Raw genomic sequence first — 20,839 nt, 5'->3', positions numbered from 1 at the left:
AACCTGCATGCAGAAGAAAGCGGCGGTCCGGCGGCAATCGTTCCTGAAGAAGCTCAGCAAGAACAAGATGCTGCTATTGCTGCTGCTGCCCGGAACGCTATATTTGCTGCTGAACAACTATTTGCCCATGTTTGGAACTATAATCGCTTTCAAGGATTTTGACTATCAGAAAGGCATCCTGGGCAGCGAATGGAACGGATTCGCGAATTTCGAGTACTTGTTCAAAACGCCGGACGCCTGGGTCATTACCAGAAATACGGTGCTGTACAATGCGGTATTCATTGTCCTCAACACCATCGTTGCCGTAGCCGTCGCAATTGGCCTGAATGAGCTCCGCAACCGGATCATGGCCAAATTTTATCAAAGCGTCATGTTCCTGCCTTACTTTCTCTCCATGATTATCGTCGGTTATCTCGGATTATCGCTGTTAAGCCAGGAATTCGGTTATATCAACAAAAATGTATTGGAACCGCTCGGATTATCACCGGTTGCCTGGTATGCCGAACCCAAATACTGGACCTATATTTTACCGCTTGTGAACTTGTGGAAAAACATCGGTTATCTGAGCGTTATTTATTTGGCAGCCATCATCGGCATCGACAACGAGTATTATGAGGCTGCGTTAATTGACGGCGCTTCCAAATGGCAGCAGACCAGGCGCATTACGTTTCCGCTGATCATGCCGGTGATTACGATCATGACATTGCTCGCCGTCGGCAAAATATTCAACTCGGATTTTGGCTTGTTCTTCCAGGTTCCGCTGGATGCTGGCGCTTTATATCCGGTAACCCAGACCATCGACACCTATGTATACCGGGCGCTGCTCCGAATCGGAGATCTCGGCATGTCATCGGCTGCCGGCGTCTATCAGGCTGTCGTCGGATTCGTTCTCGTACTTTCATCCAACTGGATCGTCCGCAAAATCAATAAAGAAAACGCACTGTTTTAGGAGGGGGTTTGAGATGAAAACGACGATGCAGCAGCAGACCGCCTTGAATGTGGAACAACATGTAAAGTCAAATGAGATTAACGCGATTTCTCCGGTAACGAATGTGGTGTTGAACATCCTGTTCTGGGTCTATACCGTATTATGCCTGTTTCCCATTCTTGTCGTGTTGGCCGTTTCGTTCTCTGATCAGAAGCAGGTGACGCTTCACGGCTACAACATTATTCCGAGGCAGTTCAGTCTGGACGCCTATTCTTATCTGCTGAACGATGCAACGCAAATCGTGCATGCCTATGGACTGTCTATCCTTGTCACGGTAATCGGGACGACACTTGGATTACTGATGACGGCGTTGTTCGCCTACCCGATCTCCAGACAGGATTTCGATTTCCGCACATTCTTCTCCTTCTTCCTCTTCTTTACGATGATCTTCGGAGGAGGGCTCGTTCCCTGGTACATCGTGTTCACGAACTGGCTCGACATGAGAGACACGATATGGGCGCTGATTATTCCAGGTCTGCTGTTCAATGCCTTCTACGTGATCATCATGAGGACATTCTTCCAAACCTCCATCCACCCGTCGATCATCGAATCGGCCGGCATTGACGGGGCGGGAGAGCTTCGAATCTTCTTCCGGATCATTTTGCCGCTTTCCACGCCCGTAATGGCGACGATTGCGCTGTTTTATACGATCGGCTATTGGAACGACTGGTTTAATTCCCTGGTATTCATCCAGCAGGATAAACTGGTCAGCCTGCAGTACCTGATGTATAAAACGATGATGAACCTGCAGTTCCTGGTTTCGAACGCAGCGAATACCGGCAATGCGGGCGGAGCCATCGCCAAGCTCCCTGGTGAAACGGTGCGTATGGCGATGGCGATCATTGGTATGGGACCGATCGTACTGGCCTATCCGATATTCCAGAAGTATTTCGTCAAAGGGCTGACGATCGGGGCGGTCAAGGGATAAATGTTAATGATCGGCTGTATCCGGCTTTGCCGGTGAGCATAAATAACATCTACTAGGAGGATGAAACATGAACGCTTTGAAGAGGGTCAGGCTTACCGCTTTCGCATTAATGATTATGACCGTTTTGGTTCTCTCCGGGTGCGGCGGAAACAATGCCAACAACACGGCGCCGCCTGCGGACGATTCTAATGGAAGCGGGACCGAGCCGGCTGCGGCAAATGCAGCCAATGGCACCGATGCCGCAAACGCTCCTGCAGCAGCGGATTTGCCGGAGTATACGATTAAGATGTTCGTGCCGGGCGTACCACAGAAAGATATCGCGCTCATCAACGAGGAAGCCAGCAAATATTTGAAGGATAAAATCAATGCGAAGCTGGAAATGACTATTGTCGACTGGGGCAGCTGGCCGGACAAAATGAACCTGAAGTTCGCGTCGAACGAAGCCTTCGATATTAACTGGGCAGCCTCATGGGATAACTACTTCTCGAGAGTCGAGAAAGGCTCGTACCTGCCGATTAACGATTTGATTGAAAAATACGGCCAGGACGCCAAGGCCATTCTTAATCCGGCCCTGCTCAAGGGTGGCTTGTACGACGGGAAGAACTATGGCCTGCCGGTTAATAAAGAAATCGCGTCCCAACGCGGCCTGCTTCTGAACAAGGCGCTTGTCGAGAAATATAAAATCGATATCAGCACCATCAAGACCTTGACCGACCTGGAGCCGTATCTGGACATCATCAAAAAGAACGAGCCGGGTATTACGCCTTATTTAATGAACAAAAGCGTCAATCCTATCGATAATACGGTCGCGTTCGGCAACGAAGCCGAACTAGTGCTGAACATGACGGATGGGGGCGCTGCGATCGACCGTGAAGCGGCAGGGGATGAGCTGAAGGTATTTAATATTTACGCGGATCCCCGTTATAAAGAATCGCTTGAATTGATGCGCAAATGGTATCAGGCAGGCTATATTAACAAAGATGCAGCCACGCTTCAGGATTTCGACGGCGCAATCAAAGCCGGCCAATGGTTTGCCTTTACGGATCAGCTCAAGCCCGGCAAGGATGCGGAGAAGACCAATTCCCACGGCGTTCCGATGGTTCAGGTCGAGCTCACGCAGCCAATTATTTCAACCGGAGACGCGCTCGGTTCCATGATGTCGATCTCTGCTACATCGAAGGATCCGGAGAGAGCCATGATGTTCCTGAACCTGCTCTATACCGACAAATACCTGGTCAATTTGCTCTCATTCGGGATCGAGGGCAAGCATTATGTCAAAAAATCAGACAACATCATTTCCTACCCGGAAGGAATAGACGGAACCACGTCAGGCTATAACCCGGGTACGCCTTTCATGTTCGGAAATCAATTCAACGATTATCTGTTCGACAACGAAAATCCGGAAAAATGGAATGAGTTCGAGAGGTTCAATGGAGAGGCGGTAGAATCCAAGCTGCTCGGCTTCAATTTCAACATCGAACCGGTGAAAAATGAAATTTCCGCATTCCAGAATGCCGTGAAAGAATTCACGCCTGGTCTGCATACCGGCACGGTTGATCCGGAGGAAGTGCTTCCGAAATTCCTGGAAAAAATGAAATCGATCGGCATGGATAAAGTTTACGCGGAAGTGCAAAAGCAGTTGGATGAGTGGAAGGCATCCAAGTGAATTGGATGGAATAGCGGCCGGGGCTAACGTGCAAATTGCGTTAGCCCTTCTTAAATCCAGGACAACAGGGAGACTGAATTTCCATGAATAAAGTACTGATGGACTCACAAATCGAACAGTTTATGGAGCTTGGCTGGGTCAAAGTGGAGGAGGCATTCCACACTGCGCTGGCGCTCGAATCGCAGGATTTCTTATGGGAGCAGTTAATAAGGTATGGCATCGATCGGGGTGATCCGGCAACATGGGATAAGCCGATCCTGTTTGTGCAGGAATCATTCCGCAGCCCGTCGTTCGACAGATGCAATTCGCAGCGGCTGGGCGGGGCTATCGAAGACTTGATCGGCGTTGGCCGATGGACGGAGAAGGTGCTTTGGAACGGCGACCCGAACCGGAATTACCCAACGTGGGGCTGGTGGCCGGTCAACTTCCGGCTTGGAGGAGACAAAGAATGGGATGTGCCTGCGGCAGGCTGGCACTGGGACGGAGCGCATTTTCGCCATTACGTCGACGCATCGGAGCAGGGACTGCTCTGTTTATGCATATTTTCCGAGATTGGAAAGCACGGTGGCGGGACCTTGGTAGCGGAAGGATCGCATCAGGTCGTGGCCCGTTATTTGGCAAGCAAGACGGAAGGGGTCGAGTCGCAAGAGGGGATCGACGAGTGCAGCCTTCAGCATCCCTGGCTTGCCGCGTTGACGAGTCAGGACGGCGATGCTTTCCTGCCGGGGGAGGATCGGATAGGCAAGTTCATGGACCATGCATACATCGATGAGCACGGTACCCGTCTGAAGGTCATTGAAACGATTGCATCGCCGGGCGACGTTATTTTATGCCATCCGTTCCTGTATCACACCCCTTCGCAAAATCATAGCGGCATTACCCGGTTCATGTGCAATCGGACGACTCCGTTGAAAGAGCGGATGAAGTTCGACCGAAACGATGGCACGGACTATTCACCTTTGGAAGCCAGCGTCAAACGGGCCCTCAACCGATAAACATCGTAAAAAAGCACCCTCGCGGGTGTTTTTTTATTACAATGCTCCATTTGCAGGGCGTCATTTTCTCTTTTGTTATTTCCGGAGATTAAAATCGAAGATTAAGGTTTCCCTATGCTATTGTATGATTGTCAAAATCGCAGCATCGCGATCTTCCGCTTCATCAGAGGCCATTATTATGGGAAAAACTATTCATTCGATATTAAACCGGTTTCACTAAATGGCAAAAAAACTGGTATGGGAAATGAAGGAATATTCAAATTAACTTAATAAATCAGTAACATCACGATTATAAAACCGGTTTAATATGATTTTGTCTGATATTAATCCACAAGTCATTATCAATACGATAGGAGGAGGTGACTTGATAACAATCAAGATGTGGCTAGAACTGGAGAGTTTCTAGAATACGGTTTCAAGCGTGTTCAGTCAAAACGTCCGGAATCTCTTGCGGGGAGAAGCATCCGGATACGAAAGCGCTTTAAAACCATTAAACCGTGCGGCTACAGCCATCGTGACTGAAGATTCATTATCGGTACTCAGGAAGGGTGCCGAAGACTTCTGGCACGATATTTTCACTTAGCTGTAAACTTATACAGGATTAAGCCTGCATTCTTCGGCTTCATAAGAAGGGATTGAGCGTACATGTCAAAACGATATTTTTCATTTTATATTATTGCTGTTAATTGCTGCCGTTCTATTTGGTTGGGATGTACCGGTTCGGGCGGAATCGAAAATAGTGGATACCGTTTCTTTTTTGTATTTTAATGACGGACATGAAATCAGCCCCGTGTCAGATGATTTTGGAGACCGGGGCGGAGTTGCCCGGATCAAGACACTGGTCGATAACGTCAAAAACGATAAAATCGTTGCATTCGGAGGAGACCTGGGCGGCGGTACTCTTTTCGGCGGAGTATTCAAAGGTTTTCCTATGGTTGAAGCCTTTAATGCGATTCCGATTGATCTGGCGAATTTCGGCCAGCATGATTTTGATGCAGGAACGGCGAATGCGCTCGAATTAATTAAGGCTTCCCGTTTCACTTGGATTTCGTCCAATCTTGTTGGCAAGGACGGGAAGCCTTTTGGCCAAGTACCGGAGTATAAAGTATTTGACAGGCAGGGCATTCGAATAGGTGTCATTGGTTTGACCAGCGCCATGGATACGACGACCCAGGTCGAGAATGTCAGGCAGTTAAGCGTTATCGAGTCGGCCAAAAAGGCGGTTGGGGTGATAAAACAGGTGGCGAAACCCGATCTCATCATTGCGCTGACCCAGGAACCGGTTATCGATGATAAAGCCTTGCTTCAAGCCATTCCCGACATCAGGGTCGTTTTTACCGAGGAAGAAGCAGAAGAGAAGTCGTTCGTGTACGATGTCGACGGAGGGAAAAGGTTCATTTTCTCTCCCCAGGGGAACATGGGGTCAGTAATTCGATTGGACATTACCAAGGACTCCAATGGACAAGTGAAGCTGGCGCACGAGATAATGAAGGCGGACGAAACCGTCAAGGACGATGCGCCTTTGGCGGAAATGGCTGGAAAGTATCAATCCCGGCTGGATAAGGAATTGGGGAAAACGATTGCCGTAACGGAAACTGATCTGTCCTATGGGGACAACCATGAATCCCGTTTCCAGGAGACTGCCATCGGCGATTTGATCGCGGACGCCTACAAGGATTACTATAAAACCGACATCGCATTCGCAAACGGCGGCGGCATCCGCGCAAGCGCCCAAAAAGGAGATTTTACTTTAAAGGATGCCAAATCCATCTTGCCCTTCGGCAACAAAATCGTCGTGGCGGAGGTAAGTGGGGAAATGCTGCTCGCCGCCCTTGAGAATGGCGTTTCAGCAACGGAACAATTAGCAGGCGGCTTCCTGCAGGTCTCTGGCATATCGTACTCGTATAGTCCCGATAAGCCTGTGGGACAGCGGATTGATAAGGCAGAGGTAAACGGTCTGCCCATAGACAAAGATACCCAATACAAGGTTGCAATGTCCAACTATATGTTCACGGGCGGCGACAAGTACACTATGTTTGGGAAAGCTAAAAGTATCGTAGCCGCAAATGAAGCTTTAACTGATGCGGAACTGCTTATCGCTTATGCGGAAAAGCTTGGCAAAATTAACATCAAAACCGACAACCGTATTCAGGTAAACGGGTTCGCAGATGTTACGTATGGTCACTGGGCACAAGAAGGAGTTTACGGATTAACCGGCAAAGGGATCATGGAAGGTACAGCCGAAGGTCGTTTCGCACCCAGTGAAATCTTATCTCAAACGGAGTTTGCCGATCTTCTGAATAAAGCATTTTCGATGGATTGCACAGCGGCATGGAGTCAAGACGGCTTGAAGGGTCTGAATTCGGAATCGCCTCTGACCCGGGAAGAAATGGCCGTTATCATGAAATGGGTGTTGGAAGCCAAGGGCCAATCGGTTGCCAAAACGGAAACGACGGATTTTGCTGACAACGACCGGATATCGGAATGGGCTAAAGCTGCGGTCGCCGGTTTGGCCAAAGAAGGTCTTGTGACAGGAAGATTGCAAAATTTGTTCGAGCCAAAGGAAGGCTTCACGCGTGCGGAAGCCGCCTATCTGCTATGGAGGTTGATTGAATAAAATAAGTCTAGGGTTGAAGGTCGTTATGGGAGGATGAGTCTCGTTAAGCGGTCTTGAGTCAAAAATTTGGGTGTTTAAGCGATTCTAGAATTGCAAAAAGCACCGATCCATTGGAGAGGTGCTTTTTGGCATGTATGGAGAACAAGTAAGATTTACGAAAAAATTTGGCCGCGGATTTCTCCATCTGGATTTTGTATGGTGTGTACATTGACATAGGCGTTGCCTCTTTCAAGTTCACGGACGAGATCACGGATTGTCTTTCCTTGAAGAGGACCGACTAAATCATTGCGAGTCAGGGTTCCCCGAATAACCCCTCGTTTCACGGAAATGCCAAATTTGGACGGGCCGAACAGAAACGCTACTACAGGACCGTTTACACCTTTTTGCCCAAGATGAATATGGGCTTGAGTTACCCGGTTTATATTTCGGATAACAAGTCTAAAAAATAATTTATCACCAGTACGATTAAGCTGAAAAACTGCATTTCCTGTAGCAATTGTTCTTACAGGAGGTACTTCGTTTCTTCCTTTCAAAATAGCCCTGAATGTTTTGATATCCTTCCCCCCTCTCCGTTGATACGGTATTCTATTCCGAGTGGAAGGTGGTGGCTCGTTCATCTGTCCAAGTCTGTTGGTATTCAGGACTTCTGGTTCTTTGACAAGGCAACTATTATGAAGTTTTCTTCGGCAAGAGACCATACAAGATGCCCGTAAAAAGTCTTATTTGGAGAAGACTGTATTCAACAAAGCCGGTCTTGTTTACTTTCTGAATTTGGAGTCAACTGAGTTAACCATTGACTTCGATTTCATAACTGGGAGCTCCTCTTTCCATTAAAGTAACTGGCAGTATACTGGAGCAATATTGGATGGACATCCTTTTTGCAATTAGTGATAAAGTTTTGTTGATATATTGTTTATACCTATAAATGATATCTTTATTATATATTAGACCAATAATAGTCTGCAGCTGTATTATGTATTTATAATAAAGAGGAGGAATGATCTCATGTCTATTTATGATCTTCAAGTGAACGCAATTAACGGTAAGCCCGTTGAATTGTCAATTTACCGTGGTAAAGTTCTCCTTATTGTCAATACTGCCAGTAGGTGCGGCTATTCTCGCCAATTCGCTGATCTGCAAAAACTTTATGAAAGTCACCATGAGCAGGGATTTGAAATACTCGGTTTTCCTTGTAACCAATTCAACGAGAAAGAGCCGGGGAGCAGCTCGGAAGTACATGAATATTGTGAGAGCAACTTTGGAGTGAAGTTTCCGTTATTTGAGAAAGTTGAGGTTAGGGGACCATCTGCTCATCCTTTATTTCAATATCTAACGCAGCAAGCACCATTTCAAGGATACGATACTCAGACCTTTGACGGTCAAAGGATGCAGGAATTTCTGCAGGAAAAGTATCCGGACATATACGCCGGTGACGGGATCAAGTGGAATTTCTCAAAGTTTTTGATCGATCGGAACGGTTATGTTTATGGTAGATACGAAACTGCGACGGAACCATTTGGCATAGAGCCAGATATTGAATCTCTTCTTTTAAAAGCAAATGAATTCGGTGGTGTTTAAGCTTTGCGTTTCGTCGCTTTATTTCAGGTCATCATGCTGGCATTACTAGCGTCAATCGTGCTAAGTAAGTCAGACTTCATGTTTCCTGACTGGTACCCATTTGCAAAGAAGGTTATCTGGTTCGTTGTGTTTGTTTCGGTGATTGCTACTATATTGAACGTTATTACGAGGAGCAAATGGGAAAGAAGAATTTGGGCACCTGTATCTTTGTCGCTGCTTATTACAAGTATGACTGCAGCCATCGGATAGGATAGTTGATTATTCAACGATCTGGACATGAAAGCTCAAGTAGGATCGCCGCGCGAAAGCCCTTCTTCCCTGTCATTTTATTCTTTATCACGCATGGTAGTTTTGTGTTTATTGACTTGACTGTCATAGGTGACCCATTCACCAACGGGCTTGCCCATATCAAAATACCCTGAACGTTTTATTGTTCCATCGGGACGATACCATCCCCAATAGCCGTCTGGCTTATCATCAATTATTTTTCCCTTTGACCATATTGTTTTTCCGTTTGCATGATACTTGATCGTGCAGCCATCAATCACTTCCAGTTTCTTTTCCTTGACACCGTTTGGGTGTATCAAATCACATTTGCAGACTGTCGGTTCGTACCGACGGAGCCTTGTCGAGAGACGAGAATCAACGTGTTGCGGATGTGGCAAACTCTGAGCTGCTGTTTGAGCTTGAGGACCGGATTGGACAGGTTGATATTGATGTCATCATCTATACGGGCTAAACGAATACTTAACCTTTTTCGACATTTGCTTCAATAGCATTCCATGCTCAAAGCAAGTAGTATAAAAGATAGAGGAAGAATTCTGCTTTCACTTTCCTGGTACAAGGGGGAGGCTGCTAATGACATTTTCAGGTCATTCCATTACGAATCCCGTAGCGGACAAAAAATTCATTTCTATATTGACGGCAAGACCCATATTTTAGAAGCAGGTGACAATCTGGATATTCCCGCAGAGGTGCCTCGTATGACAAGCAATTAATATTAAAAATTTAGTCAGTTGCCGATCATACAGTTATAGATTCTATTAAAATGGAGACCGTTTATGAAAAAACGACCAGTTGTCTTAATTCACGGTTACTCAAGTAAAGGCAACGCCTTTGAAACTTGGGTTAACAAGCTTTACAGCCGAGGATATGATAAGCAAACCATTCATGTGATCACCTATGAGACTCTAACTAACGAGGTGTCAATTCCCGACATTGCTGAAGGATTTGATCGAGCACTCCGTGAAAAAATTGGGTTAAATGGTGATGAAGAGTTCGATGCAATCGTTCATTCGACCGGGATGCTGGTCATCCGATCATGGCTTTCGGCATTTGTCAAACGGAGGGATCGTTTAAAACACCTTATCGGTTTAGCCCCAGCGAGCTTCGGGTCTCCTCTTGCCCACAAGGGTCGCAGTTGGTTGGGAGGTATTTTTGTTGGCCGAAAGGAACTTGGGCCAGACTTCCTGGAGGCAGGGAACCGCATCTTGGACAGTCTTGAGCTCGGTAGCCGTTTTTCGTGGGAATTGGCGGAGAAAGACTTGCTTGGAAACAAACCTTTTTACGGCCCCAATAACAATACGCCGTATGTCTTTATTTTCTGTGGAACAGAAGGATACCATGGCATAAAGAAGCTGGTTAGTGAGCCAGGTACAGACGGTACAGTCAGATGGGCGGGCTGCGCGTTAAATACGCGGAAGATCACCCTGGATCTAACAAGGAGCGGTGAGGAGAATGATCGGATTTTATTCTCGAATTGGAGCAATGTTGACATTCCGTTGATTCCCATCCAGGGAATTGACCATGGAACGATCATGAGTGAACCGTCGGACGAGCTTGTCGATTTCGTTCATCGAGCACTTGAGGTAGAGAGCGAGCAAGCACTAAACGAATGGTATGGCTATACTACAAGCCGAACCGGAAGCACGCTGGCTAATCTTGAGAAATGGCAGCAATTTGTGATCCGTGCTGTTGATGAGCGAGGCGATCCGATTAATGACTATTACATCCGGCTTGAAGGTAGTCGCGAAAATGAAGAAGAACAGGAGCTTCAGGCGTTTGACATGGACGTACATATTTATAGCAATGACCCCAGCCTACGGAGCTTTCATGTCAATCTGAGTGAATTAAAGGTTGAAACCCTAAAGAGTCTCCAACTGCGAATCATTGCATCTTCTGGAACTGCCATGGTTACCTACCGTGGATATGTCGGAGGAGCATCCGCGATCCCCGATTTAATTGATGAAGATGGTAATTGGCAAGCTTCCCTGAAACTATCCAGTTTGCTTAAAGATAGCAGAGTGAATTTTTTCCATCCGTACACAACTACACTCGTAGAAATACGGCTTAATCGAGAACCGCTTCCGCTTACTGGACCAAATAAAGTGTGTTGGTTCGACAAAATCCACTGAGTCGATGGAGGAATACCTCCGACAGTCTCGCAATCGTGATTGTCGGGTGATAATAACATGACTCACTAAATACCGTGGAAATCGCGGTATTTTTGTTTTATGGGATCATGTTCTTGTCAAGTTTCAATGACAAGAACTTAATCCTACTCCCGACAAAACCCGAGAGAGAACGGAAAAGGAAGGCCATAGGACGGTGCCTTTCAAGGTGCCAGACGGTCAATGTGGCCGTCAGCAGTGTGCATTGAAAAGCGCGGCGAATTCGTTCACCCTTACCGCTGCCGCCGGTCGATCCCAAGTGGGACATTATCAACCCGTACGAGGGCATTAACTGGGCGACCTTTCACCAGGTGAAGACGGCTCTCCATAACCATACCAGCAACACGAACGCTCCGATCGGAGAATGGGATGACGGCGTATTCTCCAACCTTATGGTAATTACTGCGTTCCCTTCGCCTGTTCGTTATAAAGCGCCAATCGGTTCTACAAGATTTAGCTGCGAAATGACATATTCCTTGTTCCCCGATATCAAAACCGGTACCCGATCGCTTTGGCCAACCTCGCCAAGCCTCCCAATAATGCTTTTTGTACCCATTTGGGAGGTCCGGCGAGGTAACCGTCAATGCACTCCCAAGCGACCCCCAGCCACAACGGATTTCGAGGAATTCCTTTTGATGTCAGCTTGCCTTCGCACTCCAGCTTGTGAATCAGGACGAACATATTCCCGTGCAACCCCGGCGGGCGAATTTCATGAGTAGCTACCAGCTGGTGATCGCCGATATTCCAGAATTGATGAACCTGATTCGGATGAATCGTCAGTTGTCCGCCAGCCTCGAGAATGGTCTCCTTCCCATCCACAATGAATCGCATACGACCCTCCGTTACCAGGAACGATTCCGTAAGTACCGGGTGCCAGTGGGGGCCGTTCATTGCTCCCTGTTGCGTTACGCTATGTTCGATGATCAGAAAATCCCCCTTCTCGTCCGTTCCCTTTGCCAAAAAAGTGACAGTCCGACCATCGGGATGAACCAATGCTTTGCCTACTGTGATTTCCCTTTCCGCTAGCTTCCGTTCAGTGGTACCGCTCAATAGACTCCCTCCCTGTCACTTACTTATAAGGTCCAGCCGTTATACCGCACCCAGTAAAAAGGTAATAGGATAGCCTGTTAGTTAATCTGGTTTTGAATTGAAGTTTCCGCTTTTTTGTAAAGGATTCTATGGTCAGGATCAGGTTCCTGCCAGAGTTTAGCGAGTTTTCAAAAAAAATAAATGAAATGTCAAAAAGTGATTTGGACACACGAACGTGAGTTATGTGCAGTGGAACGCGGAACGCTCTATCCTTAGGCAGAGCAAGTCGTTCCGAACACCGCTACCGTCATGGGAGCCAAAGGACGGCGACAGCCGTTTCCTCTTGTTCTATTGGGAGCCAGACAAGGGAAATTGGAAAGATGTCACAAAAACGTTATGTCAATCATGTTACTGCATAGCGTGAAATTGTAAGCGCTCTTACAATTTAGAATGGATGCGCAGACATGTCAGGCTTCATTGACACATGGCGATACGCGGCTTTCTCCGAGTTGAACAAGAGGTTGTGGGAGGGATGGAAAGCGGGATATCCAAAAGGGTGGTTTACAAACAGCAGTTCTTTGAGCTTTACGAAGAGAAATTCATTTCAATACCGGGAGGAAAAAGCTGGATGAGAAGCATGAAAACATTCGTCAAACTGATTTGCATCGTGGCATTGCTAACATTTCCGATCATGATGAAGCCGGCTGCAGCGGATGCGGATGCCGCCGATGCTGTTGAATTCGACAGCAGTGGCAAATTCGTTGATGCATTGGATAATACCGATTATATGGTTTATCAATCGGGGATTTTGCAAACGGACGGCAGTATGACAGGTCCCGGAGAAGTGATATACAGTGCGGGAAGCAGTGATTTTCATTCGATTTCAATCGATACGACGTTTAATAAGTGGGCGCTGAATTATTCCGGTCATGACTTGGCGGTATATGAGACAGCGTATGACGCCGGCACAGACACGTTTGTCGATGGGAAGCAGGTTGTGATGGCCAGAGAGCTTAGTCCTGATCTCATGACCGGCAAGGATACCGACAAAGCGACCTATGTTTCCGGACCGATTACTCCGGGAACGAAATATTTGCGTGTCTTGCTGCCGCAAGCGGATTTCTTCGCGGATGTGCAGAATGCCGCCGATTATAAGGTTGACGGAATCACGCTGGAAAACAGTGCGGCGGCAGCGAAGCCGGTTGATCTGACGATCGATAAACTTGCCGATTTCTCGCATTTTGCGAACGGAACGGATACAAGCAATTTAAGCATCAATGATTTAACGGCGGCAGATAAAATATTGGATGCCCGTACATTTGCTTCCAACCATTTTATGGAAAGAGCGGATGCGACCAAAGCAGACTCATCCATGACTTATGCGTCTCCGGAAGGGAAAGAATTTCAGAGTGTTTATGTGGAAGGCTACTTTAATTTTGTTCCCTCGAAATTGTTCGAGGTTTGGATTTCAGAAGACGGCGTAAATTATACGAACGCTTCGGCAAGCAGTCATTATATAACGGTCCCCTTCCCGTATAACGGTGATTGGATCCCGACCGTGCTGAAGATAAGCGATTTGCCCGGAGGAACCCGGTATGTTCAGATCAGGCTTCCGGCATATACTTCCGGTGAGCTGTGGGGAATGAAGTACCCGAGGATGACCAGGGTCGTGCTTGGCTCTGGGGATCCAGGCGATGCGACCGATCCGACTGATCCAGACACCGGGAATCCGGTTGATCCGACCGGCCCGACAGATCCGGGAACCGGGAATCCAGGCGATCCTGCCGATCCGGGGACAGCCGATCCGAATGATCCGGCTATACCAGCGGGCCCAAGCGGACCGGTCGGCGAGTATCCGGCTGAAACGGTCATCAGCTTTGCGGCAGCTCCCGTGGCAATCGACGGTGTTGTTGAAACTGGCGAGAATGGAAGCCTGACAGGAGATTGGCAGGGTGCGTTTGCCGAGAATATCGCAGGCCTGGTCGATGCCAACGGAGATGAGCACGGTGCGGATGTTTATTTGAAATATGACTATGACAATTTGTATGTAGGGGCCAAAATCAAAGATCCGACACCAATGAGAAATACCAACACCGGAAGCAATATCTGGAACGGGGACAATATGGAAATTTTCCTGGGCACGGATGATTTGGATTATGCCCTTTACCCGGACAAGAAACAGACGACAATTCCAAGCGACGTACAAATTGTGTTAAGCGGCGGTATCGACGATGGGCCCCAGTTTTATTTATACCAAAATGGCGTCTTTACCTACCCGAATATTACGATGGGCGTACATCAGGATGCAGATGGAAAAGGTTATACGATTGAGGCGGCCATTCCGCTCAGCGTACTCGGAATCGCCAATTCGTGGGATAGCAAGAAGGTAATTATGAACCCCGTATTGAATGACGGCGGTTATGATAAGCGGGGTCAATGGGGATGGACGACGAACGATGAAGCGTCCAAGAAGAGCAGAGGCCAGTGGGGACTTGCGGCATTGGAGCCGGCAGACGCTCCGCAGGTTGAAATTTCCGCCAATGCTTCTGTTGAAATCAATACAAACGTGGTCACGGTTGCCGGTCAGACAGCCAATGTACAATCGCGGGACGTTACGATTCTGGTAACGGATGCGAATGAGAACATCGCCTACATCGACCAAACGCTGAGTGACGCGCAGGGCAATTACTCCTTTACTTTTCCGGTTAATTCCGATGCTTTTGGCGCCGGAATTTATACGGCAACAGTCGGCGGGGAGGGAATCGTCCGCACGAATGCAGCCGCCTTTACTCTTGCTGCGGATACCGCAGCGCCTGCTGAAGTAACCAATATCGGAGTCAGCGCAGGCAATGGCAAGCTGACCCTTACCTGGTCGGATCCGGCGAATGCGGATTACGATTATGCCCTTGTCCGCGTGCTTGGACAAACCTCGGCACCTGTTATGGTAGGGAAAGGAGTGCAGCAGGTTGAAATCGGCAGCCTGACCAATGGCACTGAATATACCGCAGCCATTCAGACCGTGGATTTGTCGGGCAATATATCGCAAGGTATGGAAGCGAAGGGGACGCCTGTCATCCCGAGTACCCCAACGGCTGACACGGCAGCGCCTGCAGAAGTAACGAATACCGAAGTGAGCGCAGGCAGCGGCATGCTGACCCTTACCTGGACAGATCCGGCAGATGCCGATTACGATCATGCGGTGGTTCGCGTGCAAGGTCAATCCGCTGCACCTGTCATCGTCACAAAAGGAGAACAACGGATTGAAATAGGCAGTCTGGCTAACGGCACCGAGTATACCGTTGCCATTCAGACAGTGGATTTGACCGGGAATATTTCGCCAGGCATAGAAGTTAAGGGAACGCCTGTGAGTCCAAGTACACCATCAACAAGCTCCGGGAATGCATCCACTGCCCCTGAGACGGATAAGGATACCGTCATTGTTGATTTGAAGGACAAGAAGCCCGACCAGAATGGCCAGGTCACAGTAGAGCTGCCGAAGGACGCAGCGGTGTTGCAAATTGCCGTTGACCAGATTTCGATTGTGGGCAGCGGCGGGCTCCTCGTCAAAGCCGGGAATGCCGAGATTGCGATTCCGGCCGAAGTGCTGGCGGATGCTGCGAAGCTTGGCGATGGGAATGGTGCTTATATCGCCATTCATGTCGATCAGCACGCAAACGGCGATCAAACAGATGCAGCCGACAAGATGAGCTCGGACAATCTGAAGGTGAAACTGTTCGGCGACGGATTCAAGCTCCAGGTTTCGTTGGTGAACAAGGATGGAGTGTCCAAAGAATTGACTCGCTTCAGCAAGACTGTAAGCATCGCAATGCCTGCTGCCGGCGGCGAAGCGGATCCGGAGCTTCTCGGTGTTTATTTCTACAATGAACAAACGAAGCAGCTGGAGTATATTGGCGGACATATCGATGAAAACGGCCTGTTGACTTTCGATCTTGTGAAACCGGGCGTCTATCAGGTGGTGGAGTATGACAAATTATTCCTGGACGTACCTTCCGGTCATTGGGCAAACCGCGCTGTCAAGGTATTGTCGGCCAGGCATATTGTGAACGGTATGACTGAAAACGCCTTCAAGCCGAATCAACAAATAACGAGAGCGGATTTTGCTGTGCTGCTGGCGAATGTCCTGGGACTCAAACCAGAGCAGCAAACAAGCTTCACGGATGTTGATCCGGGCAGCTATTATGCCGGCGCAGTTGCGGCTTTGTTCGAAGCGAAGCTGATCAGCGGACGCGGCGATAATCAATTCGATCCGACTGCGACCATTACGCGTGAGGAAATGATTTTGCTGATCGTTCATGCTTTTGAATTCAAAACAGGGACTGCACTTGATACCGGCAGCGAATCATTTGCCGACAGCTCGAGCATTTCCGTATGGGCTCAGGATGCAGTAAGCGCAGCGAAACAGGCAGGACTCATAAACGGCAGAGGAAGCAACGAGTTCGATCCGAAAGCCGGCAGCGCGCGTTCTGATACGGCGCAGCTCATCTACAACTTCTTGAAGCAAATGGAGCGCTAGCAAGGAAGTACGATTCGTTTTGGGAGGGTTACACATGAAGACTAACCAATTACTCAAGCCCATGCTCGTTATGGCTTTGGCCGCCATCTTGGCGGTCATGTCCATCACAAGCGGATTCGCGGGGAAACCGGCAGCGGCTGCAGGCAGCGGCATGATTTATTATGTGGATTCCGCAGCCGGAAACAACAGCAGCAGCGGTACGGACAAAAATTCACCTTGGAAAACGTTAAGCCATGTAAGTGAAAGCGCATCGTTATTCCGGCCAGGAGACCAGATATTGCTGAAAGCCGGCAGCGTCTGGAACGAATCGTTCGACGTCACCTTCTCCGGCTCTGACGATAACGGGATTACGATCGGCAAATACGGCGGAGACATCAAACCGGTCATTAACGGCGGTGGCGGAAATTATGCGGTACGTATTCAAAACCAGCAGAATGTGACGGTTCAGGATATTGAAATAACGAACTTCAACGCTAACGACTATGATGACTACAAAACGGACTATTACCGGCGTTCGGGCGTTTGGGTGCAGGCTTATCATAATGGTCCTATGAACAACATCCGGCTGGTAGGCCTTGATATCCACGACATTACGGGAATATCCGTGACAGGCGAGTCATGGGTTGAGGATACGGATGGCGAATCGGTCAATAAAAATTTCAATGCGGCCATAATGGTGAACGCATGGGAATGGGATGCGAATGTCCCGGCCGACAAGCATGGTTATTACAAAAATTTCACCGTGGAAAATTGCAATATCCACGATATCAAGACGATTGGCATCAATATGGACGGGTACATGAACGACCCGGATACGTACCATAAGAATGTCGTCATACGCGGCAACACCATTAACAAAACAGGATCCGACGGCATCATCATCGGCGTGGCCAATAATCCGCTTATTGAACACAACTCCGTTTACGATGTGGCCATCGATTCGGTGGACGGCAAATGGATCGCGGGCGTATGGGTCTGGAAAACAATCGGAGCAACGATCCAATACAACGAGGTTGCCCGTGTCCATTATCAGAACAGCTCGAACACGGATTCGAACGCTTTCGATGTGGATATCCAGGCGCAGGGCAATCATTTATTCCAATATAATTATTCCCACGACAATGCGGGCGGCTTCACGATGGACATGGGGCAGCTGCAGAACGGGACGACGACATACCGCTATAATATAAGCCAGAACGACGCTCATCACGGTTTTACGGGGAACACGCTGAATATTTCAGATCCTACTCTTTTCTACAATAACGTGATGTACAACGATAATGGAGATGGAATCGTAATCAAGGACAATTCCAAGGCTTCGTTTATCAACAATATTTTCTATACGTCCAAAGGCAATGCTCCATACCCGGCAGGGCCGAAATTCTACAATAATGATTTCTACGGATCGGCGCCGCCAAGCCAGGGCGTGAACAACCTGACGGTTGATCCGAAGTTTGCCGATCCGGGCAAAAGCGGAGACGGAATGGCAATCGCTGCCGGATACAAGCTGCGGGCAGATTCGCCGCTCATCGGAGCGGGCAAAGCGATTGAAGGCAATGGCGGCAAGGACTTCCAGGGCAATCCGCTTTATACGGGGTCTCCGGACATCGGAGCCTTTGAAGATCCGAACAGTACGATTTCCGATACGGCAGCGCCTGCGAAACCGTCGGGTCTTGCGGCAGCGGATAAGTCGGATACGGCAATAACCCTGTCATGGGACTCGCTTGAAAATAATGTGCCGCTCGATGGGGACATCTATGATGCTTCGACCGGTAAGAAGGTGGCATCTGTCATGATGAGCAACACGGCGGAATTGACGGGGCTTACCCCCGATACCAGCTATGCCTTCTATGTGGTTTCGAAGGATATGTTAGGCAATGCTTCGGCTGCCAGCGATCCGCTAACGGTCAAAACAACGATTCCCGCAGTAATCGTTGATAATGCGGAAGCAAGCCTGACAGGAGCATGGGTACCGGGTACCGCAAATGCCTCCTATCAGAACGACTATGTAACGATTGCGAAAGGAAGCGGCTCGAACACGGCAGCATGGACACCTGAGCTTGCAAAGGATGGCTACTACTCGGTTTATTACCAGCTGCCGAACGGATCGGCAAGCAGAGCATCCAATGCTCCGTTTACGGTCAATTTCGATGGAGGCTCCAAAACGTATGCCGTGAATGAACGGCTTCCCGGAGGAAGCTGGGTACTTCTCGGAATCCATAAATTCAAGGCCGGGACGACAGGCAATGTTAGGCTGAGCGATAAGGCCAATGGAGAAGTTGCGGCAGATGCGGTGAAGTTTCTGTTTAACGACGAATTTGGCACGGACAGCATAACCAGGGTAGCATTGACAACCGATAAGCTTCAGCTCAAGATCGGCGAGACGATGGGGCTCTCGGTTAAAGGAATGAATGGGGCGGGCAAAGCGCTGGATTTGATTTCCGAAGGCATGGCCGTTCAATTCACCAGCGACAATGCAGCCGTATCGATTTCCGGAGACGGCGTAATTACGGGAGTATCTCAAGGAACAGCAACGATTGGCGCGAGCGTTACGATCAACGGAGTCGCTTTTACAAGCAATCATGTGAAAGTTATCGTTGGACCGGGCTTCTCTGTCCAGGAACCTTCCATTACGGACAGCAGCGGCTTGCCGCTCGCTTCATTCTCTTCGTTCGGACTGGTGACAGCTTCGACTTTTGCCGTTAATTCTACCGATATACAGCAGAATGTCACATTAATTATGGCTGTGTATAACCGTAAGGGTCTGGTGAAAACCAGTATGCAAAATGCAGTTATCAAGAGCTATGACAACACAGAGCTGAATATCTCTCTGGTTATGCCGGAAGATGTATCCGGATGCTATTTGAAAGTGTTCGTATGGGATGGCAAAGATGAAATGCATCCTCTTGCGGCGCGAACCATTTATCCTGATTCTCTCAATTAAATCGATTCCTGGCGGCAGATTGAAAGAAAGCAATCTGCCGCCAGGAAAGGGGGAGGAGACCAGCATGCTAAGAAGAACACGGCTTTACTTCCTTCTGATCCCCGCACTCGCCCTCTTGGCTTTTTTTCTATTGACCAACCATCAGCCGAAGCTTGCGGGAAACTCTGTCGTCGCTGTCGTTAACGGCGAGCCGATCACGTACGGCGAGATGAAGCGGGAAATGGACAGCCAGCGTGCGAGGGTGATCGGAACAAGCTCTGACGGGGAGGAACCATTGGAAAAATTAAAAAAAGAAGCATTATCAAACGCGGTTAACACGAAGGTTATGCAGATGATGGCTAAGGAAAAGGGCGTCGTTGCGGATATTTCCTACGAAGCCTTCTTAAAAGGCCTAACCGAAGAAAATAAAAGAAGGGCGGCTGCGGTTAAAAGCAATCAAGCCGTCTTTGGACCCGAGCACTATGGCGAATCCGAATACTATCGTCTTATCCAATCCAATATAGCCGGGGAATTAAAAAAGATCTTGCAATCGGAGACGGTATTCTCCGATGAACAGCTGCAGCAATACTACGATACCAATAAGGAACAATATAAGGTGCCGGACACGATCAGAACCAGAAAGGTTACCGTATCCGGCGTCGATGCCGATGCCGGGAAAATTATGAAGGACATCCGTTCCAGGGTCGACAGCGGAATGAATATAGATGAGGCTTCCTCCGGCTACGGACAGTCCGCGCATGTTGAAGAACAGATTTTCGATGCCAAATCCGCACATAGCGACACCTTGGGCTATCCAATCTTGCTTTCAAAGGTGCAGCCGCTGCTGCAGGGACAGCTAACGGGTGTATTTCAGGAAAACGGCAAGTATCTGTTTGCCCAATGTATAGAGCGGACGACCCCTGGCTACCTGGCATTCAAGGAGGTCAAGGAAGCGATTCGGAGTCATTTGGCAGGCCAGGCGTATGACCGGGAAATAGAGCGGCTGCTGCAGGATGCCAAGGTTTCAATCAACGAGGACGTTTATGACCGCATTCGTGATCAAACGGTTCAGGGCTAATCGTGCATGATGGAGGGAGGTGACCGCACATGATTGATTTGTACAGCTCCGGT

General features: G+C 48.6%; 13 protein-coding genes. 10 read left to right on the top strand and 3 right to left on the bottom strand.

All coding sequences use genetic code 11. The features are described 5' to 3' along the window. Positions 1 to 7 precede the first annotated feature (7 nt). The 5 genes from ACFOLF_RS07330 (at position 8) to ACFOLF_RS07310 (ending at position 7,194) form a co-directional block, all read left to right on the top strand. Positions 8 to 949 (top strand): ABC transporter permease, encoded by a 942-nt coding sequence (locus ACFOLF_RS07330; protein ID WP_210037790.1) that lies wholly within the window; start codon positions 8 to 10, stop codon positions 947 to 949. Positions 950 to 962: 13 nt separating this feature from the next. Continuing rightward, positions 963 to 1,916: a carbohydrate ABC transporter permease gene (locus ACFOLF_RS07325; RefSeq protein WP_379114043.1), complete on the top strand. Its 954-nt coding sequence runs from the start codon at positions 963 to 965 to the stop codon at positions 1,914 to 1,916. A 67-nt stretch (positions 1,917 to 1,983) separates the two neighbouring features. After that, complete coding sequence (locus ACFOLF_RS07320) at positions 1,984 to 3,582, top strand: ABC transporter substrate-binding protein (protein ID WP_210037789.1); 1,599 nt, start codon at positions 1,984 to 1,986, stop codon at positions 3,580 to 3,582. A gap of 83 nt (positions 3,583 to 3,665) precedes the next feature. Beyond that, positions 3,666 to 4,577 carry a hypothetical protein gene (locus ACFOLF_RS07315; protein ID WP_210037788.1) on the top strand — a complete coding sequence of 304 codons (912 nt, stop codon included), beginning with the start codon at positions 3,666 to 3,668 and terminating at the stop codon, positions 4,575 to 4,577. Between the two features lie 739 nt (positions 4,578 to 5,316). Continuing rightward, positions 5,317 to 7,194 (top strand): 5'-nucleotidase C-terminal domain-containing protein, encoded by a 1,878-nt coding sequence (locus ACFOLF_RS07310; protein ID WP_210037787.1) that lies wholly within the window; start codon positions 5,317 to 5,319, stop codon positions 7,192 to 7,194. 152 nt (positions 7,195 to 7,346) lie between these two features. On the opposite strand, the gene ACFOLF_RS07305 is transcribed toward ACFOLF_RS07310, so the two are convergent. Continuing rightward, positions 7,347 to 7,811: a CHRD domain-containing protein gene (locus ACFOLF_RS07305; protein WP_210037786.1), complete on the bottom strand. Its 465-nt coding sequence runs from the start codon at positions 7,809 to 7,811 to the stop codon at positions 7,347 to 7,349. Between the two features lie 388 nt (positions 7,812 to 8,199). Between ACFOLF_RS07305 and ACFOLF_RS07300 the strand changes: the two genes are divergently transcribed. Continuing rightward, positions 8,200 to 8,772 carry a glutathione peroxidase gene (locus ACFOLF_RS07300; protein ID WP_210037785.1) on the top strand — a complete coding sequence of 191 codons (573 nt, stop codon included), beginning with the start codon at positions 8,200 to 8,202 and terminating at the stop codon, positions 8,770 to 8,772. Between the two features lie 326 nt (positions 8,773 to 9,098). Here the strand turns inward: ACFOLF_RS07300 and ACFOLF_RS07295 are convergent, their stop codons facing one another. Next, positions 9,099 to 9,320, bottom strand: a complete 222-nt coding sequence (locus ACFOLF_RS07295) for a hypothetical protein (RefSeq protein ID WP_379114045.1) — start codon at positions 9,318 to 9,320, stop codon at positions 9,099 to 9,101. Between the two features lie 513 nt (positions 9,321 to 9,833). On the opposite strand from ACFOLF_RS07295, the gene ACFOLF_RS07290 reads away from it, so the two are divergent. Further along, a complete protein-coding gene (locus tag ACFOLF_RS07290) occupies positions 9,834 to 11,186 on the top strand; it encodes an esterase/lipase family protein (protein ID WP_210037784.1) in 1,353 nt (450 codons plus the stop codon). A 525-nt stretch (positions 11,187 to 11,711) separates the two neighbouring features. Here the strand turns inward: ACFOLF_RS07290 and ACFOLF_RS07285 are convergent. After that, the gene (locus ACFOLF_RS07285) at positions 11,712 to 12,272 is read right to left on the bottom strand and encodes a cupin domain-containing protein (protein ID WP_379114047.1); all 561 of its coding nucleotides are present in this window, start codon (positions 12,270 to 12,272) and stop codon (positions 11,712 to 11,714) included. A 607-nt stretch (positions 12,273 to 12,879) separates the two neighbouring features. Between ACFOLF_RS07285 and ACFOLF_RS07280 the strand changes: the two genes are divergently transcribed. The 3 genes from ACFOLF_RS07280 (at position 12,880) to ACFOLF_RS07270 (ending at position 20,786) form a co-directional block, all read left to right on the top strand. Continuing rightward, positions 12,880 to 16,785: an S-layer homology domain-containing protein gene (locus tag ACFOLF_RS07280; protein WP_210037783.1), complete on the top strand. Its 3,906-nt coding sequence runs from the start codon at positions 12,880 to 12,882 to the stop codon at positions 16,783 to 16,785. Between the two features lie 34 nt (positions 16,786 to 16,819). Then, positions 16,820 to 19,729 (top strand): golvesin C-terminal-like domain-containing protein, encoded by a 2,910-nt coding sequence (locus tag ACFOLF_RS07275; protein WP_210037782.1) that lies wholly within the window; start codon positions 16,820 to 16,822, stop codon positions 19,727 to 19,729. 64 nt (positions 19,730 to 19,793) lie between these two features. Next, positions 19,794 to 20,786: a peptidyl-prolyl cis-trans isomerase gene (locus tag ACFOLF_RS07270; RefSeq protein ID WP_210037781.1), complete on the top strand. Its 993-nt coding sequence runs from the start codon at positions 19,794 to 19,796 to the stop codon at positions 20,784 to 20,786. Positions 20,787 to 20,839 lie beyond the last annotated feature (53 nt).

It is taken from the genome of Paenibacillus sepulcri (genome assembly GCF_042647105.1).
Taxonomy (GTDB): Bacteria; Bacillota; Bacilli; order Paenibacillales; family Paenibacillaceae; genus Paenibacillus_Z; species Paenibacillus_Z sepulcri.
Note: the sequence above shows the minus strand (reverse complement) of the source record. Positions and strands in the feature narration are given on the sequence as shown.